Source organism: Flavobacterium terrisoli (assembly GCF_030167905.1).
GTDB lineage: Bacteria > Bacteroidota > Bacteroidia > Flavobacteriales > Flavobacteriaceae > Flavobacterium > Flavobacterium terrisoli.
In genome coordinates this window covers 227,993-250,610 of the sequence record NZ_JARGNA010000006.1, presented here as the reverse complement: position 1 = coordinate 250,610, position 22,618 = coordinate 227,993, and the positions used below count along the sequence as shown (strand labels likewise).

General features: G+C 38.3%; 20 protein-coding genes. 12 read left to right on the top strand and 8 right to left on the bottom strand.

Annotation, left to right across the window (positions count from 1 at the left end):
* Positions 1–6: 6 nt before the first annotated feature.
* Positions 7–2,274, bottom strand: coding sequence for a glycoside hydrolase family 20 protein (locus tag P1K33_RS10110; RefSeq protein ID WP_284652842.1), 2,268 nt, complete (start codon positions 2,272–2,274; stop codon positions 7–9).
* A 94-nt stretch (positions 2,275–2,368) separates the two neighbouring features.
* Positions 2,369–4,930 carry a sodium-translocating pyrophosphatase gene (locus tag P1K33_RS10105; RefSeq protein WP_284652841.1) on the bottom strand — a complete coding sequence of 854 codons (2,562 nt, stop codon included), beginning with the start codon at positions 4,928–4,930 and terminating at the stop codon, positions 2,369–2,371.
* A 165-nt stretch (positions 4,931–5,095) separates the two neighbouring features.
* Here P1K33_RS10105 and P1K33_RS10100 point away from each other — a divergent pair, with 165 nt between their 5' ends.
* Complete coding sequence (locus tag P1K33_RS10100; RefSeq protein WP_284652840.1) at positions 5,096–5,815, top strand: glycosyltransferase family 2 protein; 720 nt, start codon at positions 5,096–5,098, stop codon at positions 5,813–5,815.
* Here the strand turns inward: P1K33_RS10100 and P1K33_RS10095 are convergent, their stop codons facing one another.
* From P1K33_RS10095 to P1K33_RS10080, 4 genes are all read right to left on the bottom strand, one after another.
* The gene (locus tag P1K33_RS10095; protein ID WP_284652839.1) at positions 5,816–6,418 is read right to left on the bottom strand and encodes a DNA-3-methyladenine glycosylase family protein; all 603 of its coding nucleotides are present in this window, start codon (positions 6,416–6,418) and stop codon (positions 5,816–5,818) included.
* Positions 6,418–8,913 (bottom strand): DUF5686 and carboxypeptidase-like regulatory domain-containing protein, encoded by a 2,496-nt coding sequence (locus tag P1K33_RS10090; protein ID WP_284652838.1) that lies wholly within the window; start codon positions 8,911–8,913, stop codon positions 6,418–6,420. Before P1K33_RS10090 ends, P1K33_RS10095 begins: the two co-directional genes overlap by 1 nt.
* A gap of 128 nt (positions 8,914–9,041) precedes the next feature.
* Positions 9,042–10,019 (bottom strand): pyruvate dehydrogenase complex E1 component subunit beta, encoded by a 978-nt coding sequence (locus tag P1K33_RS10085; RefSeq protein WP_284652837.1) that lies wholly within the window; start codon positions 10,017–10,019, stop codon positions 9,042–9,044.
* A gap of 160 nt (positions 10,020–10,179) precedes the next feature.
* Positions 10,180–11,139: a hypothetical protein gene (locus tag P1K33_RS10080; protein WP_284652836.1), complete on the bottom strand. Its 960-nt coding sequence runs from the start codon at positions 11,137–11,139 to the stop codon at positions 10,180–10,182.
* A gap of 254 nt (positions 11,140–11,393) precedes the next feature.
* On the opposite strand from P1K33_RS10080, the gene P1K33_RS10075 reads away from it, so the two are divergent.
* The 6 genes from P1K33_RS10075 (at position 11,394) to P1K33_RS10050 (ending at position 16,340) form a co-directional block, all read left to right on the top strand.
* Complete coding sequence (locus P1K33_RS10075; RefSeq protein ID WP_284652834.1) at positions 11,394–12,140, top strand: electron transfer flavoprotein subunit beta/FixA family protein; 747 nt, start codon at positions 11,394–11,396, stop codon at positions 12,138–12,140.
* A 75-nt stretch (positions 12,141–12,215) separates the two neighbouring features.
* Positions 12,216–13,184: an electron transfer flavoprotein subunit alpha/FixB family protein gene (locus tag P1K33_RS10070; RefSeq protein WP_284652833.1), complete on the top strand. Its 969-nt coding sequence runs from the start codon at positions 12,216–12,218 to the stop codon at positions 13,182–13,184.
* A gap of 234 nt (positions 13,185–13,418) precedes the next feature.
* A complete protein-coding gene (locus tag P1K33_RS10065) occupies positions 13,419–14,045 on the top strand; it encodes a bifunctional nuclease family protein (RefSeq protein WP_284652832.1) in 627 nt (208 codons plus the stop codon).
* A gap of 67 nt (positions 14,046–14,112) precedes the next feature.
* Complete coding sequence (locus P1K33_RS10060) at positions 14,113–14,937, top strand: thymidylate synthase (RefSeq protein ID WP_284652831.1); 825 nt, start codon at positions 14,113–14,115, stop codon at positions 14,935–14,937.
* 144 nt (positions 14,938–15,081) lie between these two features.
* Complete coding sequence (locus tag P1K33_RS10055) at positions 15,082–15,681, top strand: hypothetical protein (protein ID WP_284652829.1); 600 nt, start codon at positions 15,082–15,084, stop codon at positions 15,679–15,681.
* Positions 15,682–15,785: 104 nt separating this feature from the next.
* Positions 15,786–16,340, top strand: coding sequence for a hypothetical protein (locus P1K33_RS10050; RefSeq protein WP_284652828.1), 555 nt, complete (start codon positions 15,786–15,788; stop codon positions 16,338–16,340).
* 36 nt (positions 16,341–16,376) lie between these two features.
* Here P1K33_RS10050 and P1K33_RS10045 read toward each other — a convergent pair whose 3' ends face one another.
* Positions 16,377–16,673 carry an isoamylase early set domain-containing protein gene (locus P1K33_RS10045; protein ID WP_284652827.1) on the bottom strand — a complete coding sequence of 99 codons (297 nt, stop codon included), beginning with the start codon at positions 16,671–16,673 and terminating at the stop codon, positions 16,377–16,379.
* A 238-nt stretch (positions 16,674–16,911) separates the two neighbouring features.
* Here P1K33_RS10045 and P1K33_RS10040 point away from each other — a divergent pair, with 238 nt between their 5' ends.
* From P1K33_RS10040 to porT, 4 genes are all read left to right on the top strand, one after another.
* Positions 16,912–17,250 carry a 2TM domain-containing protein gene (locus P1K33_RS10040; RefSeq protein ID WP_284652826.1) on the top strand — a complete coding sequence of 113 codons (339 nt, stop codon included), beginning with the start codon at positions 16,912–16,914 and terminating at the stop codon, positions 17,248–17,250.
* Positions 17,247–17,732: a dihydrofolate reductase gene (locus P1K33_RS10035; RefSeq protein WP_284652825.1), complete on the top strand. Its 486-nt coding sequence runs from the start codon at positions 17,247–17,249 to the stop codon at positions 17,730–17,732. Before P1K33_RS10040 ends, P1K33_RS10035 begins: the two co-directional genes overlap by 4 nt.
* A gap of 74 nt (positions 17,733–17,806) precedes the next feature.
* Entirely contained in the window at positions 17,807–18,541 is a 735-nt protein-coding gene (ubiE, locus tag P1K33_RS10030; RefSeq protein WP_284652824.1) for a bifunctional demethylmenaquinone methyltransferase/2-methoxy-6-polyprenyl-1,4-benzoquinol methylase UbiE, read from the top strand.
* 22 nt (positions 18,542–18,563) lie between these two features.
* Complete coding sequence (gene porT / locus P1K33_RS10025; protein ID WP_284652823.1) at positions 18,564–19,265, top strand: type IX secretion/gliding motility protein PorT/SprT; 702 nt, start codon at positions 18,564–18,566, stop codon at positions 19,263–19,265.
* Here the strand turns inward: porT and P1K33_RS10020 are convergent.
* Positions 19,262–19,990, bottom strand: a complete 729-nt coding sequence (locus P1K33_RS10020) for a TrmH family RNA methyltransferase (RefSeq protein ID WP_284652822.1) — start codon at positions 19,988–19,990, stop codon at positions 19,262–19,264. The genes porT and P1K33_RS10020 overlap by 4 nt on opposite strands.
* 37 nt (positions 19,991–20,027) lie before the next feature.
* Between P1K33_RS10020 and tamL the strand changes: the two genes are divergently transcribed.
* Positions 20,028–22,592, top strand: a complete 2,565-nt coding sequence (tamL, locus tag P1K33_RS10015) for a translocation and assembly module lipoprotein TamL (RefSeq protein WP_284652821.1) — start codon at positions 20,028–20,030, stop codon at positions 22,590–22,592.
* Positions 22,593–22,618 lie beyond the last annotated feature (26 nt).

The following is a 22,618-nucleotide window of genomic DNA, read 5'->3' as shown; positions in this document are numbered from 1 at the left end:
CTATTTTTATTCAACCCCGATTTCATCCACAAACAACCAAGCTTCTGCTCCTTCACCAGGATTTCCTGCCGGGATTTTGCCGAGATTGGCAGCTATGATTTTGATGTATCGGGCGTTTTGTGATTTAAAATTAACGACAACTTCCCCTTTTACAGCTTTGATTTCGGCTGGAGTAAGTTGTTTGATGCTTTGGAAATTTTGGTCGTCATTCGAAATTAAAACTTCAATTCCTTTTGGATAATAAATCCAGCTACCCTGACTTTCCAATACACTAACGGTTACCTTATTGATGGTTTCTGACTTTCCTAAATCAATTGTGGCATTCAAATCCTTTCCTGATAGACCGAGCCAATCTTTCCCCAGTTTACTACGGTTAGCTGAAACGCCGTCAATTAACGTAAATGCACCGCCATTGCTGTAATTTTCGTGTGGCTGATTGACCAAAGCAATTTTCTTACCTGTGGCTTTGTTTAATAAGAAAGCTTGCTCAATCGTGGCACTTTGTTGTTTGCCATTTTCGAAATAAGCCGCTTTGATGGTTTGGTTTTTATTAATCTCGATTGGATTAACATAAGAATTGGAATTGCTATTTGGAGCCGTTCCATCGGTCGTGTATTTGATTTTTTTGGCGTCATTGGCTGAATTCAATTCGAATAGAATACCATTGGCTGAAGGGCTGACTTTGGTCGTCACTTCAAAAATGGCTTTGCTGTAATTGATGCCTTTTTTATCCAATACCGAAAACTGTTGTATCAATCTATTTTGGAAATCGGCATATTTTTCAGGATTGGCAGTTCCCCAAAGCACTTCGGATAGCGCCATCATACGTGGAAAAATCATGTATTCCACTTTTTTTTCATCTTCCATATATTCTGTCCAAACATTGGCTTGTGCACCGAGAATATACTTGGCTTCTTCGGCTGATAATTCCTTTGGCGTCGGGTTAAAGGAATAGACTTTTTCTACCGGAACATAACCGCCGATGGCTAAAGGTTCGTTTTTTGGATCACCTTGGTAATAATCGAAATAACAATGCGAGCCCGGTGTCATCACTACATAATGTTTTTGTTTAGCCGCAGCAATGCCGCCTTCGGTGCCACGCCAACTCATTACAGCGGCATTAGGCGCCAATCCACCTTCAAGGATTTCGTCCCAACCGATGATTTTTCGGCCTTTGCTGTTTACAAATTTTTCTATGGTTTGGATAAAATAACTTTGGAGTTCGTGTTCGTCTTTTAATCCATTCTGTTTCATTAAAGCCTGGCAATGCGGGCAGTTTTTCCAGCGGGTTTTCGGGCATTCATCACCACCAATATGGATATATTCTGAAGGGAATAACGCCATCACTTCGGTTAAAATATTTTCGAGGAAAGTGAAAGTTTCTTCTTTGGGACAAAACACATCGTCTAAAACGCCCCATTGTTTACCTACTTCAAATGGTCCGCCGGTACAGGAATATTGTGGATAAGCTGCCAAAGCCGCAACGGCATGTCCGGGCATTTCGATTTCGGGAACGACAGTAATGTGACGTTGTTTGGCATAAGCCACCACTTCCTTGATTTGGTCCTGTGTATAAAAACCACCGTAGCGTTTGTCATCATACTTTTGGTCGCTGTAATGTCCAACCATCGAACCGTTTCGCCACGCGCCTATTTCGGTGAGTTTTGGGTATTGCTTGATTTCGATACGCCAGCCCTGGTCATCGGTTAAATGCCAATGAAACGTATTCATTTTGTACATCGCCAGATAATCAATATACTTTTTGACAAAATCTACCGCAAAGAAATGCCGGGCACAATCGAGATGCATGCCACGCCAGGCGTATTTAGGTTGGTCATAAATCATCGCACCCTGAATCTGGAACTCTTTTTGTCCTTGGCTAGGAATAAGTTGTAGTAATGATTGTATACCAAAAAAAGCACCTTGTTTCTCTGGAGCAGAAATTGAAATTTTATTCTTATTTATTAACAAATCATATGCATCATTTCGAGTATACACTAAATCATCCCTTTCAACAATTACTAAAATTTTATTCTCTTTTCGATACTCTGATGTAATCCTTAAATCAAGTCCTGTCTGGGATTTAATTGCTTCTTTTAGGTAAAGCACTTCAAACGAAGTCGTATCTCTTGTTTCAATTATAGTTTCCTTGTTCAATTTGAATTCTGAAACAGAATAATCAATGGAAGCCGGCTTAGGAATTATAGGCAAAGGATTTTGCGAAAAGGCAATATTGAAAAGCAGTACTAAAAATACGGTCAGTCTGGAAGTCATTGAAGTGTTGTTTGTCTTGGGCTAATTTAAACAAAAAACAAACAAAAAATGCCCCACGAATGTGAGGCATTTTGAATATATTTAAATGTTGCGATTATTTTACCGCAGCCACTTTAGCTTTTACTTCCGCTTCTGTACCCTCAAATTTTTGAGTAGTAGCAGTTCCGCCTACTGTAGTAGTCACAGTTGCTGTTGCTTTACCATTAGTGTTGGTAATTTCAACTCTTACGTCTTTAGTCGCAGTAGCCACTTCCTGTTTTGCACAACAGTCTTTTTTATCAGCGATAAACTTACCATCAGCACCGTAGTGAGACAAACAAGCTTCTTTTTGCTCAGGCGTACATCCTAAAGAATCACACATTGCTGCACATTCTTCTTTAGTCATGTCTTTGCATTTGCTCATATCGCATTTGCCCATATCCTTGCACTCTTTTTTCATTTCCATAGTACAAGTCACTTCTTTAGCATCAGCTGAATGACCAGCACCCAAGATTGGAGCGATTACCAATCCGATCAAACAAGTTAATTTGATCAAGATGTTCATCGATGGCCCTGAAGTATCTTTGAATGGATCACCCACAGTATCTCCGGTTACCGCTGCTTTGTGTGCATCAGAACCTTTGTATGTCATTTCTCCGTTGATTTCAACACCAGCTTCGAAAGATTTTTTAGCATTATCCCAAGCACCACCGGCGTTGTTTTGGAACACAGCCCAAAGTACACCAGAAACAGTTACTCCGGCCATATAACCACCTAACATTTCAGCGATCAATTGGTTGTTGTCTCCGTAAACTAATTTACCTAACAATACGATTGCGATAGGGAAACCGATAGTTAAAACACCAGGTAACATCATTTCTCTTAAAGCCGCTTTAGTAGAAATTTCCACACATTTACCATATTCAGGTTTTCCTGTACCTTCCATGATACCCGGAATTTCCTTGAACTGACGACGTACTTCATATACCATGTCCATTGCTGCTTTACCTACTGAATTCATTGCCAAAGCAGAGAACACCACAGGAATCATACCTCCAACGAATAACATTGCTAATACAGGTGCTTTGAAGATGTTGATACCATCAATTCCTGTGAACGTTACATAGGCCGCAAATAAAGCCAATGAAGTTAATGCCGCAGAAGCGATAGCAAAACCTTTACCTGTTGCAGCAGTAGTGTTACCAACTGAATCCAAGATGTCTGTACGAGTACGAACTTCTTTTGGTAATTCACTCATTTCAGCAATACCACCAGCGTTATCAGAGATTGGTCCGAATGCGTCGATTGCCAACTGCATAGCGGTTGTAGCCATCATTGCAGAAGCAGCCAAAGCCACACCGTAGAAACCAGCAAAAGCATAAGAAGCCCAAATTGCACCGGCGAATAATAATACGGTTGGGAAAGTCGAAATCATACCGGTAGCTAAACCAGCGATTACGTTTGTTCCTGCACCTGTAGAAGATTTTTGTACAATCGCCAATACTGGTTTTGTACCTAAACCTGTGTAATATTCTGTTACAGAAGAGATAACTCCACCTACTACCAATCCAACGATTGTAGCGTAGAATACTCTCATTGAAGAGATTTGTTGTGCGCCTTCACCATAGAATTCCATGGTCATTGTTGCAGGCAATAAATATTGAACTAAGAAGAAACATGACACTGCAGTTAAAACGATAGAAACCCAGTTTCCAACATTTAACGCACCTTGAACTTGTTTTTCTTTTGCATCATCACTTGATATTTTTACTAACATCGTTCCGATGATAGAGAATAAGATTCCGAAACCGGCAATGGCCATCGGTAATAAAATTGGACCAATACCACCGAAAGCGTCTTCGATTTTTCCGCCCATATCTTTGATTACATAGTTACCTAAAACCATCGCAGCCAAAACAGTAGCCACATAAGAACCGAACAAGTCAGCGCCCATACCAGCAACATCTCCTACGTTATCTCCTACGTTATCTGCAATAGTAGCAGGGTTACGAGGATCATCTTCAGGAATACCCGCTTCTACTTTACCTACCAAGTCAGCACCAACGTCAGCAGCTTTGGTATAAATACCACCACCTACACGGGCAAACAAAGCGATAGATTCAGCTCCAAGAGAGAAACCGGCTAATGTTTCAAGAACAACCGTCATATCCTCAGTGTTTGTCCAAACACCACCTGGCATAAAATATCTAAATAATATAATGAAGAAACCTGTCAAACCAAGAACTGCCAAACCAGCAACTCCTAATCCCATTACCGTTCCACCACCGAAAGAAACTTTCAAGGCTTGTGGTAAACTTGAACGGGCTGCCTGCGTTGTTCTTACGTTAGTTTTGGTAGCAATTTTCATTCCCATATTTCCGGCTAAGGCCGAAAAGAAAGCACCAAAAATAAAGGCAATTACAATTAACAAGTGTGTTTTAACGCCCGGTAAAAAAGTAATACCTGCCAACACAACACTTGCAATCAATACAAACACGGCTAACAATCTGTATTCTGCTTTTAAGAAAGCCAATGCACCTTCATAGATGTAATCTGAAATCTCTTTCATCTTTCCATCACCGGCATCTTGTTTTAAAACCCAGCTTCTTTTAACTGCCATAAAAAGCAATCCAATTAATGCCATCACTATTGGCACATAAATCATCAATGATTCCATAAATATAATTTTCGTTATAAATTTTATCGGTCGCAAAAGTAACAAAACTTTAACAAATAAAAACAATATAATTGGTGAATTTAGTTCGATTGTGATATAGGTATTTAAAGTAAATTATTGCTTACTAAACCAAAAAAACTATTTTTGACCTATATTTAAATCCAAATGGCACTCAAAACCCTTTCCATCATAATTCCTGCCTACAACGAAGGTCCGACTATTTATAAAATTTTGGACAAAATAAAAGCCGTTTCTCTGATAAATGAAATTAAAAAAGAAATCATTATCGTGAATGACTACAGCACGGACAATACAGTGGAAAGCATTCAAACTTATGTCCAGAGTAATCCGGAGCTAAACATTGTTTTTTTGGAACACACTGAAAACAAAGGAAAAGGAGCAGCACTTCATACCGGAATCAAAAGTGCCACGGGAGAGGTTATCGTGATTCAGGACGCCGATTTGGAATATGACCCACAGGAATACAATATTCTTCTAAAACCCATCGCTGATGATGTAGCCGATGTGGTTTACGGCAGCCGGTTTATGGGTGGAAAACCACATCGTATTTTGTTCTTTTGGCACAGTATCGGAAATAAATTTTTGACTTTTTTGAGCAATATGTTCTCCAATCTGAATTTAACCGACATGGAAACCTGTTATAAAATGTTTCGTGCCGATATTTTAAAATCGATTAAACTACAGGAAAAACGTTTTGGCTTTGAACCCGAAGTCACCCAAAAAGTAGCGCGGATTCCAAAAATCAGAATCTATGAAGTGGGAATCAGTTATTATGGAAGAACTTTTGAAGAAGGCAAAAAAATCAGTTGGAGAGATGGTTTTCACGCCATTTACTGCATCCTGAGATACGGTATTTTCAAATAGCTAAAAAATAAATTTGCGGTTTCGCTTTACGAGATAATGGTGCCAAAGAAAATAGGTCGCCATGCTTCGATAGGGTTTCCAACTTTCAGCAATTAAAATCATCGCTTCTCTATCTTCGCAACCATACAATTCCTTAATGGTATTGACCACGGCTATATCGCCAATCGGAAGGATATCAGGTGATCCCAACGAGAACATCAGATACACATCAATCGTCCAGTTGCCGATGCCTTTGATTTTGATTAATTCACTTCTGACTTCATCGGGATGTTTTTGGGAAAGGGTTTCCAAAACCAAGGTTTTGTCTAAAATGGCTTCCGCCAAAGCTTTCAGGTAAATGTTTTTTTGACGGCTGACACCACAATTCCTGAGTGTTTCTTCTGAAGCATTTTTGATGGTTTCAGGAGTAACATCGCCTAATGCATTTTCAATTTTGACATAACAGGCACGCGCCGATTCGATAGAAACCTGCTGTTCTAAAATGAGTTTGACCAAAGTCTGAAAACCCTCCGGTCGTGACGGCACAAAAGGGTTTCCGTATTGCTGATGCAATTTTTGGAACACGGCATCCTTCTCAACCAAAAAAGAAATGGCTTGTTGCATTAGAAATAAAATCCGAATGAACCTTTAATCGTAAAGTTATTGGCATCGGGCACATTCTTGTAATTGGCTCTCCAGGCAAAATCCAAACGGAAAACCTTGAAGATATTTCCAATACCGGCACTGTATTCCCAATAAGGATCCTTAGGCGCTTTATAAACCAAACCCGAAGCATTAATTGCTATGTTTTCATCAGAAACGGTTCCGTAAACACCTCTAACGCCAATGATTTCACGGAGATTTAATTTTCTCAAAGCCGGTATTCTGGCAAAAATCTTCCCTTGGAAATTGTGTTCCCATTGGAAAGTAGCATATTCATCGGCTACAAATTCATAGAAATTCAGGTTACTGAAAGTGTTTCCAATAATAAAATAGGTTTGGTTACCCGGAACCACGCTCATCAGTCCAAGCGGAATCTGTCCAAAGGTTTTCCCTAATTCCATCGTGAAATTTGAACGGCCTATAGCACCAATAATTACCGGTTGTTTGTAGTATAACTGCAATTTCTGATAATCAAAATCGCTATCCATAAGACCTTTGATTCCCGAACTGTAATTGACAAAGAATCGACTGTATGGACTGTCAATCTCACGTCTTTCCACGCCATAACCAATGGTTTTTTTCTTCGGCGTAAATTCCACCTGAAGATTGATTTCCGATTGTTTTACTTCACTGGCTGTGGTGGTAAAAGTATCATCGGTATAATAATTCAGGCTAAAAGTTTCTGCGTCTGAAGCCGACTCTAACGTTCTGTAAGAGAATCCTAATTGGAGTGTTAAATTTTTCAATGGTTCGAATTCCATAGCCAAAGTTGTCAGATTGATATTCGTCAGCTTTCCATTGGCACCGGTAGTAAACAATCCGGAAGAAGCATAACTTCTGCCCAGAACATCATTGGTCGTGGTTAAACTGGCGCCGATTTGCTCGACATCTCTTCTATTTCCACCCGAAATGATAATCCTGTTTTTCTTGTCAATCATCCATTTTCCGGAAATGCCATACTTGAATTTGTTGTCTTTAAAACCATAAGCCGTATAGCCTTGCATACGCCACAAATCATTTGGCCCAAAATACGTTCTTCCACCGGCTCTAAGCCTCAATCCTTCCACTTCATTGAATCCTATGGTAGAAAAAATAGGTCCGTAGTCCAAATGGTATTTCGGGATTTCGATATAACCGCTACCCAAAATGGAAACCAGGCTATACATCTGCTTGAATCTTTTAACCGTTTTCAGCGTATCAATCATTTTATAGATTTTCTGCTCGTCTTTATTGAGGTTTTCAAATCGGTTTTCATCCCAATATTCATCGGATCTCATATAAACCTCATTGTCTATATAATTGACTTCATTTTTAAAGAACTTTTCAGGTTTCTTTTCATTGAATTTGAAGTTTTTGTAAAGCGTAGTTCTTTTGCCATAAACTCCTTTGGATTCTTCTTTTTTACGCAGAGCAAAATCAGACATCATATAATCGCGGGTTGGCAAAAACACTGAGTCATTCAACACTTCAAATTCCTGCTCAATATAAATGTCTTTCACCCAGTTGATGTTGGCGCTTTTGGTCACTGCCATGTTGATCTTTTTGATGGCAAAAGTGGTATCATTTACCCAAAAATCCCCTTTAAAGGTCAGCTCATTTTTGCGTCGTGGATAGAACACAATATTGTAACATACTTTATTATCAATCACTGCAGTATCGGCCAAAACGTAGTTGTACACATCGATTCCGGTTCGCGATAACGGACTGGTAAAACTCTTATCAAAGAAGTTCAGATAGTTGTCATAGATATCAAAATCATTATACAAATCTTTGATGAACATGTTCACTCCATCGCCATTGCCTAAGCCTGAATTTTTGTTGGCTTTTAGAATTTCCTTGGTTTTCTTGGTTTCGTTATCACCATAAAATTCAGAGATGGATTCGTTGATGAAAATCGGGAGATACGTTTTTCCTGTTACTTTGGAAGTATCGATGTTTTTGAAAACAAACTCCATTCCCTTGAAGATTTTGCTCTTCATAAAGGCACTGTCAATGGTGTTCATGTCAAATTCTACCTTTTCGTATTTGTCATACTGGTATTGCTTGAACATTTTCAGACCGTTTTTTCTTCGGCGCTCCCAAATTTTTCTCAAAATATCCAAAGCCGGATTGTTCTTTTTGGAAGTTTTACCCGCATAGATTTTTACTTCCTTCAAAGTGTTTCCTTCTTTCAGGACGATTTTAAAATCGTAATTGACTTGTTTTGGCAACTTCACTTCGGTATCGGGAAATCCGACGAAAGAAACAACCAAAACGGTATAATTATCCGGGGATTCAATATAAAAACGACCGTCTTCATTTGAAACAACTCCGGTGGTTGAACCTTTAAAAACAACATTGGCATACGGAACCGGCTGGTTCGTGTTATCGACCACAATTCCGCTGACTTTCGTTTGGGCGGAAAGACTGGCAGTCGAAGCAATAAGTACAATAAATAGTATAAATATCTTTTTCATGGCAAAAAAAAACTCCATCGTATTTTGTATGATGAAGTTTCAAATATAGTTATTTAGATTAATTAGATTTCAGACTACTTGGATTTTTAGGTTTTTTCTAACATTCCAAGGGTCTAATTCTCATTTTTCTATTTGTAAGCTACTTTTTTTACAGCTTTAATAACATCTTCCGCATTCGGTAACCACTCTTTTAATAAGGTTGGAGAATAAGGCGCAGGTGTATCAGCTGTTGTGATTCTTTGGATTGGTGCATCTAAATAATCAAATGCTCTTTCCTGAACCATATAAGTAATCTCAGAAGCTACACTGGCAAATGGCCAGGCTTCTTCCAATACTACCAAGCGGTTTGTTTTCTTAACCGAATTGATAATCGCATCATAATCCATTGGGCGAACTGTTCTCAAGTCGATGATTTCACAAGAAATACCTTCTTTAGCCAATTCTTCAGCGGCGATAATCGCTTCTTTGATGATTTTTCCAAAAGAAACAATGGTTACATCTGTTCCTTCTCTTTTGATATCGGCAACACCTAATGGAATGGTGTATTCTTCTTCAGGTACTTCACCTTTGTCACCATACATTTGTTCTGATTCCATGAAAATCACCGGATCGTTATCGCGAATCGCTGATTTCAACAAACCTTTCGCATCATAAACCGTTGATGGCACCACTACTTTCAATCCCGGAGTGTTGGCAAACCAATTCTCGAAAGCCTGTGAGTGTGTCGCTCCTAATTGTCCCGCAGAGGCTGTTGGCCCACGGAAAACCATCGGCATTGGGAATTGTCCGGCAGACATTTGACGCATTTTGGCTGCATTGTTGATGATTTGGTCAATACCAACCAAGGAGAAGTTAAAAGTCATATATTCTACGATTGGACGACAACCGTTCATCGCTGAACCTACTGCAATTCCGGCAAAACCAAGCTCTGCAATGGGTGTATCGATTACTCTCTTTGGTCCGAATTCATCCAGCATTCCTTTTGAAGCTTTGTAAGCACCGTTGTATTCGGCTACTTCCTCACCCATTAAATATACTGATTCGTCGCGACGCATTTCTTCACTCATCGCTTCGGCTATCGCTTCTCTAAATTGTATCGTTCTCATATTTATGATTGTGTTACTGTCAATAATTTTGAAACGCAAAAATAAAAATTAAATGCGATTAAAATATTTTTTAACCGCATTTTATAATTCTATTCAAGAAAAAGAATGATAATTTTTTACGAAATCGATGTAATTAAACTATCTCTAAAATTGTACTTCACTACTTGAGTAAATTTTTCAACTCAAACTTTTGCCATCCTTGTTTTTCGGCATACCACCAAATAGAGTTGTCTTCAAACACCAATATCACCCTTGTTCCTGATGAACTGGTGAATTTCTGATAGATTTCAAGGCTTTTGATTTTTTGTCCTTTTGGTAAACCTCCAGTTTCAAGACTTCTCCAACCTTTATCTTTAGCCGCTTTCCACCATACCGAATTGTCTTCGAGTTGCAATACCAATCGCCCTTCACTTGCCGAAGGCCCACCCATCATTGACGTTTTAAGATAAGTTGTCATATTGGCAATTTTAAACCCAGACGGTAGTCCATCCGTTTCTGTTTTTTCCCATTTTTTCCCATCTGCATACCACCAAACAGTATTGTCTGCCAAAGTAACCACATATCTTGTTTCTGAACCGCCCATCATTCCAAATTTTTGGTAGGTTGAAATGTTGGTGATTTCAACATTAGCCGGCAAACCGCTTTTGTCAATTGGTTTAAAATTTTCATCCGGAGCTGACCACCAAAGCGTATTGTCGCTACTCAACATAAAAAATCTGGTTTCTGTGCCGCCAAAACTTCCAAACTTCACATAAGGTTTGAACATTTTGATCTTTGTATCGGGCTTAATGCTTTTGTTTGGAATCGATTCCCATTTGTTATCATTAAACCACCATAACGTACTATCGTCAAGAACCGCAATCAAAGTACTGTCGGCAGAAAGGAGATTGAGTTTTAAGTAAACGTGAATCGAAGCAATTTTTTTATCCGTTGGCAGACCAGTTCTGGGAACCTCGCTCCATGGTTCTTCGGCGACTGACCACCAAACACTATTGTCCGACAACAAAGTGACAAACCTAGTACCGCCCAACTTGGTGATACATTCAATGTCCTGAATAGATTTTTGGCTCCAACTGGTTCCAATAGAAATAAATGCTAATAGAATAAATAATTTCTTCATACGGTTTCAAGGTTGTTTTTATTTAGGATGCTAATATAATTTTTTTTGGCAATGATTTTACTTTCGGCAAAAAAATAATACTATTCCTGTAAAACCGCTTTTTAAACATCCCTTTTTCAGAAAACCCATACACCGAAACCATACCTTTTACGAAATCGATTGAAATTTGAAAAAATATTATGCGTGCATATAAAAAATAGAAATATATTTTATACTTTTACGCTCTGAAAAAATTCACTTAATACATAACAGTAATGAAAATATTAGTTTGCATCAGTCATGTGCCTGATACTACTTCAAAAATCAACTTCGTTAACGGTGATTCCGAATTTGATACCAACGGTGTGCAATTCGTAATCAACCCAAATGACGAGTTCGGATTAACCAGAGCGATTTGGTTCCAAGAACAACAAGGTGCTAATGTGACCGTAGTCAATGTTGGCGGACCAGATACTGAACCAACGCTTAGAAAAGCTTTAGCAATCGGTGCCAACGAAGCGATTCGTGTTAACGCTACGCCTACTGACGGCTTTTTTGTAGCGAAGCAATTGGCTGAAGTGGTTAAAACCGGTGGTTATGATTTGGTAATCTGCGGGAGAGAATCTTTGGATTACAATGGCGGAATGGTTCCGGGGATGTTGGCAGGTTTGTTAGACTACAACTTTGTAAACTCTTGTACCGAATTAAAAATTGATGGAAATACAGCCAAAGCTGCCAGAGAAATTGACGGTGGAAAAGAAACCATTGCAGCGGCTTTGCCTTTGGTAATTGGTGGCCAAAAAGGATTGGTTGAAGAGAAAGACCTTCGCATTCCTAACATGAGAGGTATCATGACAGCCAGAACCAAAGTATTGACGGTATTGGAACCGGTTGGCGCCAATGTAAATACCAAAGCGGTAAAATTTGAAAAACCGGCACCAAAATCAGCGGTGAAATTATTCTCAGCAGATGATTTGGACGGATTGGTGAACGCTTTGCATAATGAAGCAAAAGTCATTTAAATTATTATAAATTATAAATTCTGAATTTTAAATTAATTCAAAATTTAGAATTCAAAATTCAAAATAGAAAAAGATATGTCATTATTAATATACGCAGAATCGGCAGACGGAAAATTCAAGAAAGTAGCTTTTGAATTGGCTTCGTATGCGAAAAAAGTAGCCGAATCTTTAGGAACAACGGTAACCGCTGTCACAGTGAACGCCGGAAATGTTTCTGATTTATCAAAATACGGAGTAGACAAAGTTTTAAAGGTAACCAATGACAAATTGGCCAACTTCAACGCAAAAGCTTATGCTGATGTGGTAAAACACGCTGCTCAAAAAGAAGGTGCTAAAGTTATTTTGCTTTCTTCAACCACCGACAGTTTATACATGGCACCATTGGTTGCCGTTGGTTTAGACGCCGGATTTGCTTCGAATGTGGTTGGATTACCATTGAACACTTCACCTTTCCAGGTTAAAAGAAATGCGTTTTCTAACAAAGCCTTCAACATCACCGAAATTTCAACTGATGTAAAAGTTTTAAGCTTGGCGAAAAACTCATACGGATTGGTAGAAAGCGCTGCTGCAGCAACTGAAGAAGATTTTGCACCAAGTTTAAACGACGCCGATTTCAACGTAAAAGTAGAATCCGTAGAAAAAACCACCGGTAAAGTAACCATCGCCGATGCGGATATCGTAGTTTCCGGCGGACGCGGATTGAAAGGTCCTGAAAACTGGGGATTAATCGAAGATTTAGCAGCCGTTCTTGGTGCTGCTACTGCTTGTTCAAAACCGGTATCTGATTTAGGTTGGAGACCTCACAGCGAACACGTGGGCCAAACCGGAAAACCGGTAGCAACAAACTTGTACATCGCAGTAGGAATTTCTGGTGCAATTCAGCATATAGCGGGAATCAACTCTTCGAAAGTGAAAGTGGTTATCAACAGTGATGCCGAAGCACCATTCTTCAAAGTGGCTGATTATGGGATTGTTGGCGATGCGTTCGACATCTTGCCACGCCTGACACAAAAGCTAAAAGAGTTCAAAGCTCACAACTCATAAATTATTTATTAATTCACCAAAAGAGCCGTTGAAAACTTTATGTTACAACGGCTCTTTTTTTATGCTTTCCATTTTTAGAAGCGAAAACTTTTTGTTACTTTGCAATCCATTTTCCTGCTGTTCGTTGCTAGTCCCGATAAATCGGGCGCTATCCACTGCCATCAGGGCTAAATTTAAACCATAGCCTTTCAGCCTCAACAATCTGAAAGCTAAATCTGATAGCTAAAAATCATAATGAGTTTAGTAAAACTAACCATAAAAGGAATTTCTTATAGCCAAACGCAAAACGGAGCGTATGCCCTGATTTTAAATGAAGTAGATGGCGAAAGAAAATTACCAATTGTCATCGGCGCTTTTGAAGCCCAATCCATTGCCATTGCTTTGGAAAAAGAAATCAAGCCACCACGACCTTTAACCCACGATTTATTCAAAAGTTTCGCCGACCGATTCGATATTGTAGTCAAGCAAGTTATCATCCACAAATTGGTTGATGGTGTTTTCTATTCGAGCATCATTTGCGAACGCGACAAAATCGAGGAAATCATCGATGCCCGAACATCGGATGCCATTGCTTTGGCATTGCGATTCAACGCACCGATTTTCACCTATAAAAACATCTTAGACAAAGCCGGTATTTACCTCAATACCAATCCTGCCGAATTGGAAAACCAAAATACAGATGACGAAGGTGTATTGTCAACGCCTGAAACTTTCGGGTTAGATTCTGAAGGCAAAGCAGGCGATGTGTATGTCAGCATGAGTCTTTCGGAACTGCACGATGCTTTGGAAAAAGCCGTTCAGGATGAAGACTACGAAAAAGCAGCGAAAATAAGAGACGAAATTTCGAAGAGAGAATCATAAAAGCAATTAGCCGTCAGCTCTTAGCAATCAGCTAAAAGCTAAAGGCTAAAAGATAAAAGCTAAAAAAATGAAGCAATACCACGATTTAGTGCGACACGTTTTGGAAAACGGTTGCCAAAAAGGAGACAGAACAGGAACAGGAACCAAAAGTGTATTTGGTTACCAGATGCGATTTGATTTGAGTGAAGGTTTCCCTATGGTGACAACCAAAAAACTGCATTTGAAATCGATTGTCTATGAATTGCTTTGGTTCTTAAAAGGCGATACCAATATTGGTTACCTCAAAGAAAATGGGGTAAAAATCTGGGACGAATGGGCGGATGAAAATGGCGATTTGGGTCCGGTCTACGGCCACCAATGGCGCAACTGGAACAGCGAAGAAATTGACCAGATAACAGAACTTATTGAAACGCTGAAGAAAAATCCAAACAGCCGACGCATGTTGGTTTCCGCCTGGAATCCTTCGGTGTTACCTGATACTTCAAAATCTTTTGCTGAAAATGTAGCCAATGGTAAAGCGGCTTTACCGCCGTGTCATGCGTTCTTTCAGTTTTATGTCGCCGATGGCAAATTGTCTTGTCAGTTGTACCAAAGAAGCGCTGATATTTTCCTGGGCGTTCCGTTTAACATTGCGTCTTATGCCTTGTTTACGATGATGATTGCACAGGTTTGTGACTTACAGGTTGGCGAATTCATCCATACTTTTGGCGATGCCCACATTTACAACAACCATTTTGAACAAGTGGAATTGCAATTGTCGCGCGAACCAAGACCATTGCCAAAAATGATTTTAAATCCGAATGTGAAAAACATTTTCGACTTCACTTTTGAAGATTTTACGCTGGTGGATTACGACCCGCATCCGCATATTAAAGGCATAGTGGCTGTTTAGTCATTCTGACGAAACAATCCCAACCCTATTAAATTAAACCCTTGCAGTGATGTAAGGGTTTTTTGTATATTGCTAAAGGAAAAATCAAAGAATGATTTTGAATAATTCAGGGGATCCATCCTTAATAAAAACAGATAAATTGACATGAAACATATAGATAAAACACAGCATTTGCTTCCTTTGGGCTATCTTTATCTTGTAGTTTTAGGCATATTAAAGGAAACAGCTATCTTTTACCAATTGGACATCAACATCTTAAAATACTCCTCAATCATGGATGTATTGATTAGCCCGATTGCTACTGCAACTTCAAATCCGGTTGTATTCATCACCATCGTTGCCGTTTTTATTTTTTCCTATCATTTGCCATCCATTATATACAAAAATGACCATAAGAAATGGGTTCAAAAAGCATTTGAATTAAAGAAAACCAAAGCTGAAACAGAAGATTCAGAAATCAAAAACTATTATTTATTAATTTCAACAAGATTCCTAGCCACATTTTTATTATCTATTTATCTTGGTTATGGAAGTGCCGAAGGTTATATTACTTCCAAAAAAATAAAGGAAAACAAACTACATTGTGACTACAAACTGAATTTCAACACAGGGGAATCTGAGGATGTTTTCTTAGTAGAATCCAACAGTCTTTATTATTTTTATGTAGCAAAAGGCGAAAAGCACCTAAAAATTGCACCAATCAGCGGAATAAAAAATCTGGTGGTAATCAAAAACAAAAAATAAAGGCTGACGACAAGTTGACCGGATTAAATAAAAAAAACGTTCAGATAATTCTGAGCATTTTTTTATATATTTGAGGTAAGCTAAATGCTTTTAATCAATCTCTTATGAAAATATCACAATGTTTTTTCGTTGTCTTATGTCTTTTCAATCTAAACATTGCCAAAGCACAAAAGGAAATTACCGAATCAGAAATTGAGTTAAGAAGCCAGCTCAAATTTGAAGCGCTCAAAGACAGAGAAACTTTGGGTAACGGTAGCGGCACTTTTTTTATCTTGGATCTAAGCGAAGACAATAGTGACAATGGGTATTCGGTTATTTTAATTGAAAAATCAATCATCAAAAATGCTAAAGAAGTTAAACTGTATTTTAAAAAAACAGATGGTGAGCCATTTGTTATGACCATCCCAAACAATAATAATTATGTTATTGAATCTGATAAAGAGTCAAACTTCGCCGCTATTCCGTTAGGGCAATTAAGATCCGAATATAATGCACAACAGAACCTGGTTGAACCCCTTTTCTATCCTGAAGATTTTCTCTCCAAAATTTATCCCGGCTCAGAAGAAAAAGACCTTTCGGAAATTAAAAGAGTCATGCGGATTCCAATTCCAAAAAAAATAGAGCAAACTCGTTATAAAGTAAAAAAACCGCTTCGATAAATCGAAACGGTTTTTTCTTCTAACCAAAACTAAAACCTATAGTGCCAAAACACTATTTTCTGCACCGGCAAATTCGTTATAAGCATAACTATCTGCCTCTGGATCGTTTACATAAGCACCGTCCACTAAATATTTAAATTCGAAAGAATTATCTTTTGGTAAATCAAAAGTAGCTTTGAAAGTTCCGTTTTTCAATTTCGATAATTCTCCTTCAGCCGGATTCCAGTTGTTGAAATCTCCAACTACTGCTGCTGCATTTGCTTCTTTTGCCTCGATTGAAAAGGTAACTTTAACAACCGGTTTTGTTTTTATAACTTGTTTCTTGATAGCCATAACTAATTCATTTATAGATTACTGAGGCAAAGTAAAGCGATTTTTTTATACGTTTAACACGTGGAATTATTTTTACGACATTGCTAAAAACATGGCCAATTTAAAAGAAGATATACAATTTAATCACCCTTAAATTTTACATCTGTGATTAAGAAATCGGTTTCGTAATACATTATCTCAAAATGATATTTTAACATTTTAAAAATAAATTTTACCTTTAAAGCACTAATTTCGTCATATGGAACACAATCAACACGAATTATACGAATATGCAAGGGACAGAATCAGGCAAAAAAAGCGTTTGTTTATTCACCTTATTGTTTTCTTTATAGGCAGTCTCTTTTTATTCACTGCCAATCATCTGTTGAATTTCCACGACGAAACCAATTGGTGGATTTGGGTCGTAGCAGTTTGGGGTTGCCTTTTTATTTTTCATGTTATCAAAGTGCTAATCACTGATAGTTTTATGAATAAAAATTGGGAAAGAGCACAAATAGACAAATTGATGCTCAAACAAACCAAAAAAATAGAACAATTGAAAAACGACCTGGAAAACACAAAACCATCCGAAGAATGATTACACTCATAGCCGCTGTGGCCGAAAACAATGCATTGGGCAAAAACAATCAACTGCTTTGGCATTTGCCGGATGATTTTAAGCGATTCAAAACCCTGACTTCAGGACATTATATTATTATGGGACGAAAAACCTTTGAAAGTTTCCCGAAACCATTACCCAACAGAACGCATGTCATCATCACGCGCCAAAAGGATTACCAACCTGAAGGTTGCATCGTAGTGCATTCCTTAGAAAAGGCGATTGAAGTTTGCCCCAAAAGCGAAGACATTTTTGTCATTGGCGGTGGCGAAATTTACAATCAGTCGTTAACAATTGCAGACAAGGTTGACATTACGCGTGTGCATCATTCCTTTGACGCAGATACTTATTTCCCTGAAATTGATTTGGCCCAATGGCAATTGGTTTTTGAGGAATACCATCCGAAAGATGAACGGCATAAATTTGATTTTACTTTTCAAACCTATCTCAGGAAAAAATAGAGCAATTCAAATAATGCTTTATATTTGCCACCCGAGACCGATAGGTCGAATTGAACGAAGTTAAAAATTTGAGCATGTCAAAGCAAATCACTCCTTATAAAGAATCCAACTTAGGCAAAAAAGAACAAGTCACCCAGATGTTTGACAACATTTCTGGGAACTATGATGGTTTGAACAGGGTTATCTCTATGGGAATTGATGTCAAATGGAGAAAGAAAGTAATCGAATTGATCAAGGCCAAAAATCCTGAAACTGTTCTCGACATCGCTACCGGAACGGGTGATTTAGCCATCATGATGGCCGAATCTACTGCTGCAAAACGAATCATTGGACTGGACTTATCGGTAGGCATGCTTGAAGTGGGCAAGAAAAAAATTGCCTATAAAAATCTTTCAGACAAAATAGAAATGGTGGTTGGTGACAGCGAAAACATTCCTTATCCCGATCATTATTTTGATGCGATTACGGTTTCGTTTGGTATCAGAAACTTTGAAACACTCGAAAAAGGTTTGGCAGAAATCTACCGCGTATTAAAGCCAGGCGGTATTTTTGTGATTTTGGAAACTTCGGTTCCGACAAAATTCCCATTCAAACAAGGCTATGCTTTTTACACCAAGTTTATATTACCGTTGATAGGAAAATTATTTTCTAAAGACAACAACGCTTATGGCTACCTGTCAGAATCAGCAGCCAATTTCCCTTTTGGGGAAACCTTAAACAATATTTTGCGGAAAATTTCGTTTATAGAATGTAAAGCCATGCCACAAACATTCGGAGTTGCCACCATTTACACCGCCACAAAAAACTAAAACTGAAGTTGCACGCATTATAATGAAGAAATTATTTGTCCTTTTTATCCTCTTTACCCTTAACGCTCAGGCACAATTTGGGAAAAGCATCTTTTCAAAAGACCCAATCATCAACCTGGAGAATTTTGACAAGCAAAGAGTGTATTGGGGTTATTTCTTAGGCTTTAGTACTTTCGATTTCAAAACCGATTACAAAGTTCCCGGACAAGATATCAATGTGAAAGGCAATACCGGTTTTAACGTTGGATTGGTTGGGGTTTTAAGACTTCATGAATATTTGGAATTGCGTTTTGAACCGGGATTATATTATGCCAGCCGAACGCTGACTTATCCGGGTTTTACAAACGACAGAGATGCTTTGAGAGAAGTAAAAGCCACATACATCGACTTTCCGTTGATGCTGAAATTTTCTTCATTGCGTACCGGGAATGTGAGACCTTATCTTCTTGGCGGCGTTGGAACCACTTTGAACTTATCGAGTAATTCGAAATCAAAAGATGACAACTCGGAACAAAAATTCAGGGTAAAACCCTGGACACAAAATTACACGTTTGGTTTCGGGATTGATTTATACTTTGAATACTTCAAATTTTCACCATCCATCAGAGGTGTTTTTGGATTTAACGACGAGTTAATCCGTGATGATGATCCAAACAGTCCATGGACAGGCAATATAGAGTCAATGAAAACCCGTGCAGTGTTGATCAACTTTACTTTCCACTAAGAACTTCTCCTAAACTCACTCAGGAAAATAGCCGTTGCGGTAGCAACATTTAAACTTTCGGTTTGCTGCATGTCACCAAACCTCGGAATCGCGATTCTATTTTTGATTTTCTTTTCCAAATGGGCAGAAATGCCATTGGCTTCGTTGCCAAAAACCAAAATACCATCCGTTGGTAAAATTTCTTTGTAAATGTTATTTCCATCCATAAAAGTCCCAAAAACCGGAAGTGAAGTCCTACCGATATACTCATTCAAATCCACATAATTGATCTTGACTCTGGTAATCGAACCCATCGTCGCCTGGATTACTTTTGGATTGTAAACATCAACTGTTTCATTGGAACAAACCAATTGCTTTACACCAAACCAATCACACAATCGGATAATTGTTCCCAGATTCCCCGGGTCACGAATATCATCAAGCGCTACAATCAAGCCTTTGTCTTCTATCTGGCCGGCAGCCGGAATTTTAAATATAGCCAAACAGGAACTTGGCGAAGTCAGGGTCGAAATTCTTTTCATGTCAGCGGGTTTAATCTCGGTTTTTTGTGACGCATTGACGCTTTCAAAAATGGCTTCAGTAACAAATAAATGTTCAAGCACGATGTTTGATAGTAACAATTCCTGTATTACTTTTACGCCTTCGGCTATAAACAATTGATGCTCGTTTCGGTATTTTTTGTGTTGGAGACTGGTAATTAACTTTATTTGGTTTTTACTAACCATAAAATACTGTATTTTTGAATTAAATATTTCGCACCACTTGAAAAAGAGTATCACAAAAATATCATTATTTATTCTAACTGGGCTAATTATCTTTGGCTGTAACTCGACAAAAAGAGTTCCTGATGGGAAAAGACTACTTACGAAAAACGACATTTACGTTGATACTAAAAAAGACCATGGTGAGGAAATTACCAACCAGTTGTATCAAAAGCAAAACACTTCCATTTTAGGCTATCGCCTTCGACTGAACCTTTATAATCTGGCAAGACAAAAATCGGATTCGCTTTTCAAGGCCAAAATGATCAAAAACCCAAAGCGCTATTATCGAAAAGCCAAATGGCTTTCCAAAAAACAAGTCAAGCGTTTAGGCGAATCTTTCCTCTATTCCGGAATTGACAAGTTTTTGATGAAAACGGGTGAAGCGCCGGTAATATTAGATACGACCAGTACCCGAAAATCGCTTCGCCGTTTAAGATCATACTACTACAACCGCGGTTACTTTGACGTGACAGCCAAATACAAAGTGGACAGCATCGACAATAAAAAAGTCAAACTCAGATATGATATCAAAACCGGAAAGCCTTATGTTATCGACAGTATCTTTCCTATAATTGCCAGTCAGCCACTCGATTCGATTTATCAGTTGAGAAAAAAGAATTCCTTTTTAAAAGTGGGTAAACGATTCCAGACCAGTGATTATGACGAAGAGAAAAAACGCGTTACCGAAGACTTCAGAAATAACGGTGCTTTCCGATTCCAGCAGAATTATATCAGCTTAGACATTGACACCATCAACAGAAATCACAAACCTGCCTTGTATTTCTATGTTGACAATGAAAGTATCCGAACCGAGGACAGTATCAGCACCAAACCTTTTGAATTGTACAAAATCAGTAAGGTTAACATTTACACCGATCACAGCCCGACCAATCCTACCGCTCCAATTAAGGATAGTGTAACTTATAACGATTTTACGTTATATGGCGTTGAGAAATTAAAATACCGTCCGAAAGCCATCACTGATGGGATTTTTGTTACCAAAGGGAATTATTTTTCGGATTACAGAACTTCTGTTACCTCAAGGTATTTGAGTAATCTTAAGGTTTTCAACTATCCATTGATTCAATATGTAGAAGATAAAACCCAGCAGAATAGTCTGATTGCGAACATCTATCTGACACCAAGAAAAAAATATACCTTTGGTTTCTCGACTGATTTTACCCATTCCAATATTCAGGATTTTGGTATTACCGGAAGCACTTTCTTGGGCATCCGCAACGTATTTAATGGTGCCGAAACTTTTGAGCTTGGTTTTAGGGGAAATATTGGTTCCTCCAAAGATTTGGCCAATCCAAACAACACCTTCTTCAACATTTCTGAAATTGGGGTTGATGCCAAATTGAATTTTCCACGCATCTTTTTCCCTTTTAAAACCGATAAAATCATTCCGAAAACCATGATTCCTTACACTACTTTGAGTGTGGGTTATTCAAAACAAACCAATATCGGATTGGACAAACAAAACTTTACCAGCTCACTGACTTACAATTGGACGCCAAAGAAAAATACAACCTTTAGATTTGACTTAATCAATATCCAGTTTGTAAAAAACCTGAATCCGTCGAACTACTTCAATATCTATAAGTCTTCATACAACTCACTTAATGAGATTGCCCATACTTATCTTCCGTCGACTTCCGGGTACTTTAACCAAGATCCAGATAGTAACAATAGGTTGTTAATTGATTCGGGAACTACCGGATTTACCAATGATGTTCTGGGTGATCCGCCGGTTATTTCGACGTCCAGCCGTGATTATGATGAAGTCAGAAGTATTGAAGAAAGACGTGAAAGATTGACCGAAAATAATTTGATTTTTGCATCCAATATTACGTTTACCAAAACATCCAAAAAAGATTTGTTTGACAACGAATTTTATGCTTTTAAAGCCAAAATTGAATCTGCCGGAAATGTATTGTCCTTAATCGCAAAAGCTTCCCAGCAGTTAAAAAATCAAAATGGTGCCAACACCTTTTTGGATGTGGAATTTTCACAATACATCAAAACCGAATTTGAATTTATCAAGCATTGGGATTTCACGCGTAAAAAAGTTTTGGCTGCCAAAGCTTTTGCAGGAATTGCCATTCCTTATGGCAACTCCAACAGCGTTCCGTTTTCCCGAAGTTATTTTGCCGGAGGAACAAATGATATCCGAGCCTGGCAATCCTATAGCCTTGGTCCGGGTGCCAGCGGCAGTATATTTGATTTCAACGAGGCCAATATGAAACTGACCTTTAGCACCGAATTCCGATTCAATATTTTTCAGCAATTGAATGGCGCTTTGTTTACCGATGTTGGAAATATTTGGAACGTTTTAGACAATACCAAAGATGATGCGTCCATTTTCAGCGGTTTAAAATCGCTTGAGAATATCGCGGTCGGTACCGGATTTGGATTCAGATATGACTTTAATTTCTTTATCGTCCGATTGGATTTAGGGTTTAAAACTTACAATCCGGCCATGGAAGAAAACAATAGATGGTTCAAAGAAATGCGCTTTAACCGTTCCGTTTTAAATATTGGAATAAATTATCCTTTCTAAAATTAGAAATTATTATTTTTGTAACC

Bases quoted from the DNA above. Each gene is read 5' to 3' on its own strand.
- P1K33_RS10110 (WP_284652842.1), bottom strand. From the start codon at position 2,274: ATGACTTCCAGACTGACCGTATTTTTAGTACTGCTTTTCAATATTGCC.
- P1K33_RS10105 (WP_284652841.1), bottom strand. From the start codon at position 4,930: ATGGAATCATTGATGATTTATGTGCCAATAGTGATGGCATTAATTGGA.
- P1K33_RS10100 (WP_284652840.1), top strand. From the start codon at position 5,096: ATGGCACTCAAAACCCTTTCCATCATAATTCCTGCCTACAACGAAGGT.
- P1K33_RS10095 (WP_284652839.1), bottom strand. From the start codon at position 6,418: ATGCAACAAGCCATTTCTTTTTTGGTTGAGAAGGATGCCGTGTTCCAA.
- P1K33_RS10090 (WP_284652838.1), bottom strand. From the start codon at position 8,913: ATGAAAAAGATATTTATACTATTTATTGTACTTATTGCTTCGACTGCC.
- P1K33_RS10085 (WP_284652837.1), bottom strand. From the start codon at position 10,019: ATGAGAACGATACAATTTAGAGAAGCGATAGCCGAAGCGATGAGTGAA.
- P1K33_RS10080 (WP_284652836.1), bottom strand. From the start codon at position 11,139: ATGAAGAAATTATTTATTCTATTAGCATTTATTTCTATTGGAACCAGT.
- P1K33_RS10075 (WP_284652834.1), top strand. From the start codon at position 11,394: ATGAAAATATTAGTTTGCATCAGTCATGTGCCTGATACTACTTCAAAA.
- P1K33_RS10070 (WP_284652833.1), top strand. From the start codon at position 12,216: ATGTCATTATTAATATACGCAGAATCGGCAGACGGAAAATTCAAGAAA.
- P1K33_RS10065 (WP_284652832.1), top strand. From the start codon at position 13,419: ATGAGTTTAGTAAAACTAACCATAAAAGGAATTTCTTATAGCCAAACG.
- P1K33_RS10060 (WP_284652831.1), top strand. From the start codon at position 14,113: ATGAAGCAATACCACGATTTAGTGCGACACGTTTTGGAAAACGGTTGC.
- P1K33_RS10055 (WP_284652829.1), top strand. From the start codon at position 15,082: ATGAAACATATAGATAAAACACAGCATTTGCTTCCTTTGGGCTATCTT.
- P1K33_RS10050 (WP_284652828.1), top strand. From the start codon at position 15,786: ATGAAAATATCACAATGTTTTTTCGTTGTCTTATGTCTTTTCAATCTA.
- P1K33_RS10045 (WP_284652827.1), bottom strand. From the start codon at position 16,673: ATGGCTATCAAGAAACAAGTTATAAAAACAAAACCGGTTGTTAAAGTT.
- P1K33_RS10040 (WP_284652826.1), top strand. From the start codon at position 16,912: ATGGAACACAATCAACACGAATTATACGAATATGCAAGGGACAGAATC.
- P1K33_RS10035 (WP_284652825.1), top strand. From the start codon at position 17,247: ATGATTACACTCATAGCCGCTGTGGCCGAAAACAATGCATTGGGCAAA.
- ubiE (WP_284652824.1), top strand. From the start codon at position 17,807: ATGTCAAAGCAAATCACTCCTTATAAAGAATCCAACTTAGGCAAAAAA.
- porT (WP_284652823.1), top strand. From the start codon at position 18,564: ATGAAGAAATTATTTGTCCTTTTTATCCTCTTTACCCTTAACGCTCAG.
- P1K33_RS10020 (WP_284652822.1), bottom strand. From the start codon at position 19,990: ATGGTTAGTAAAAACCAAATAAAGTTAATTACCAGTCTCCAACACAAA.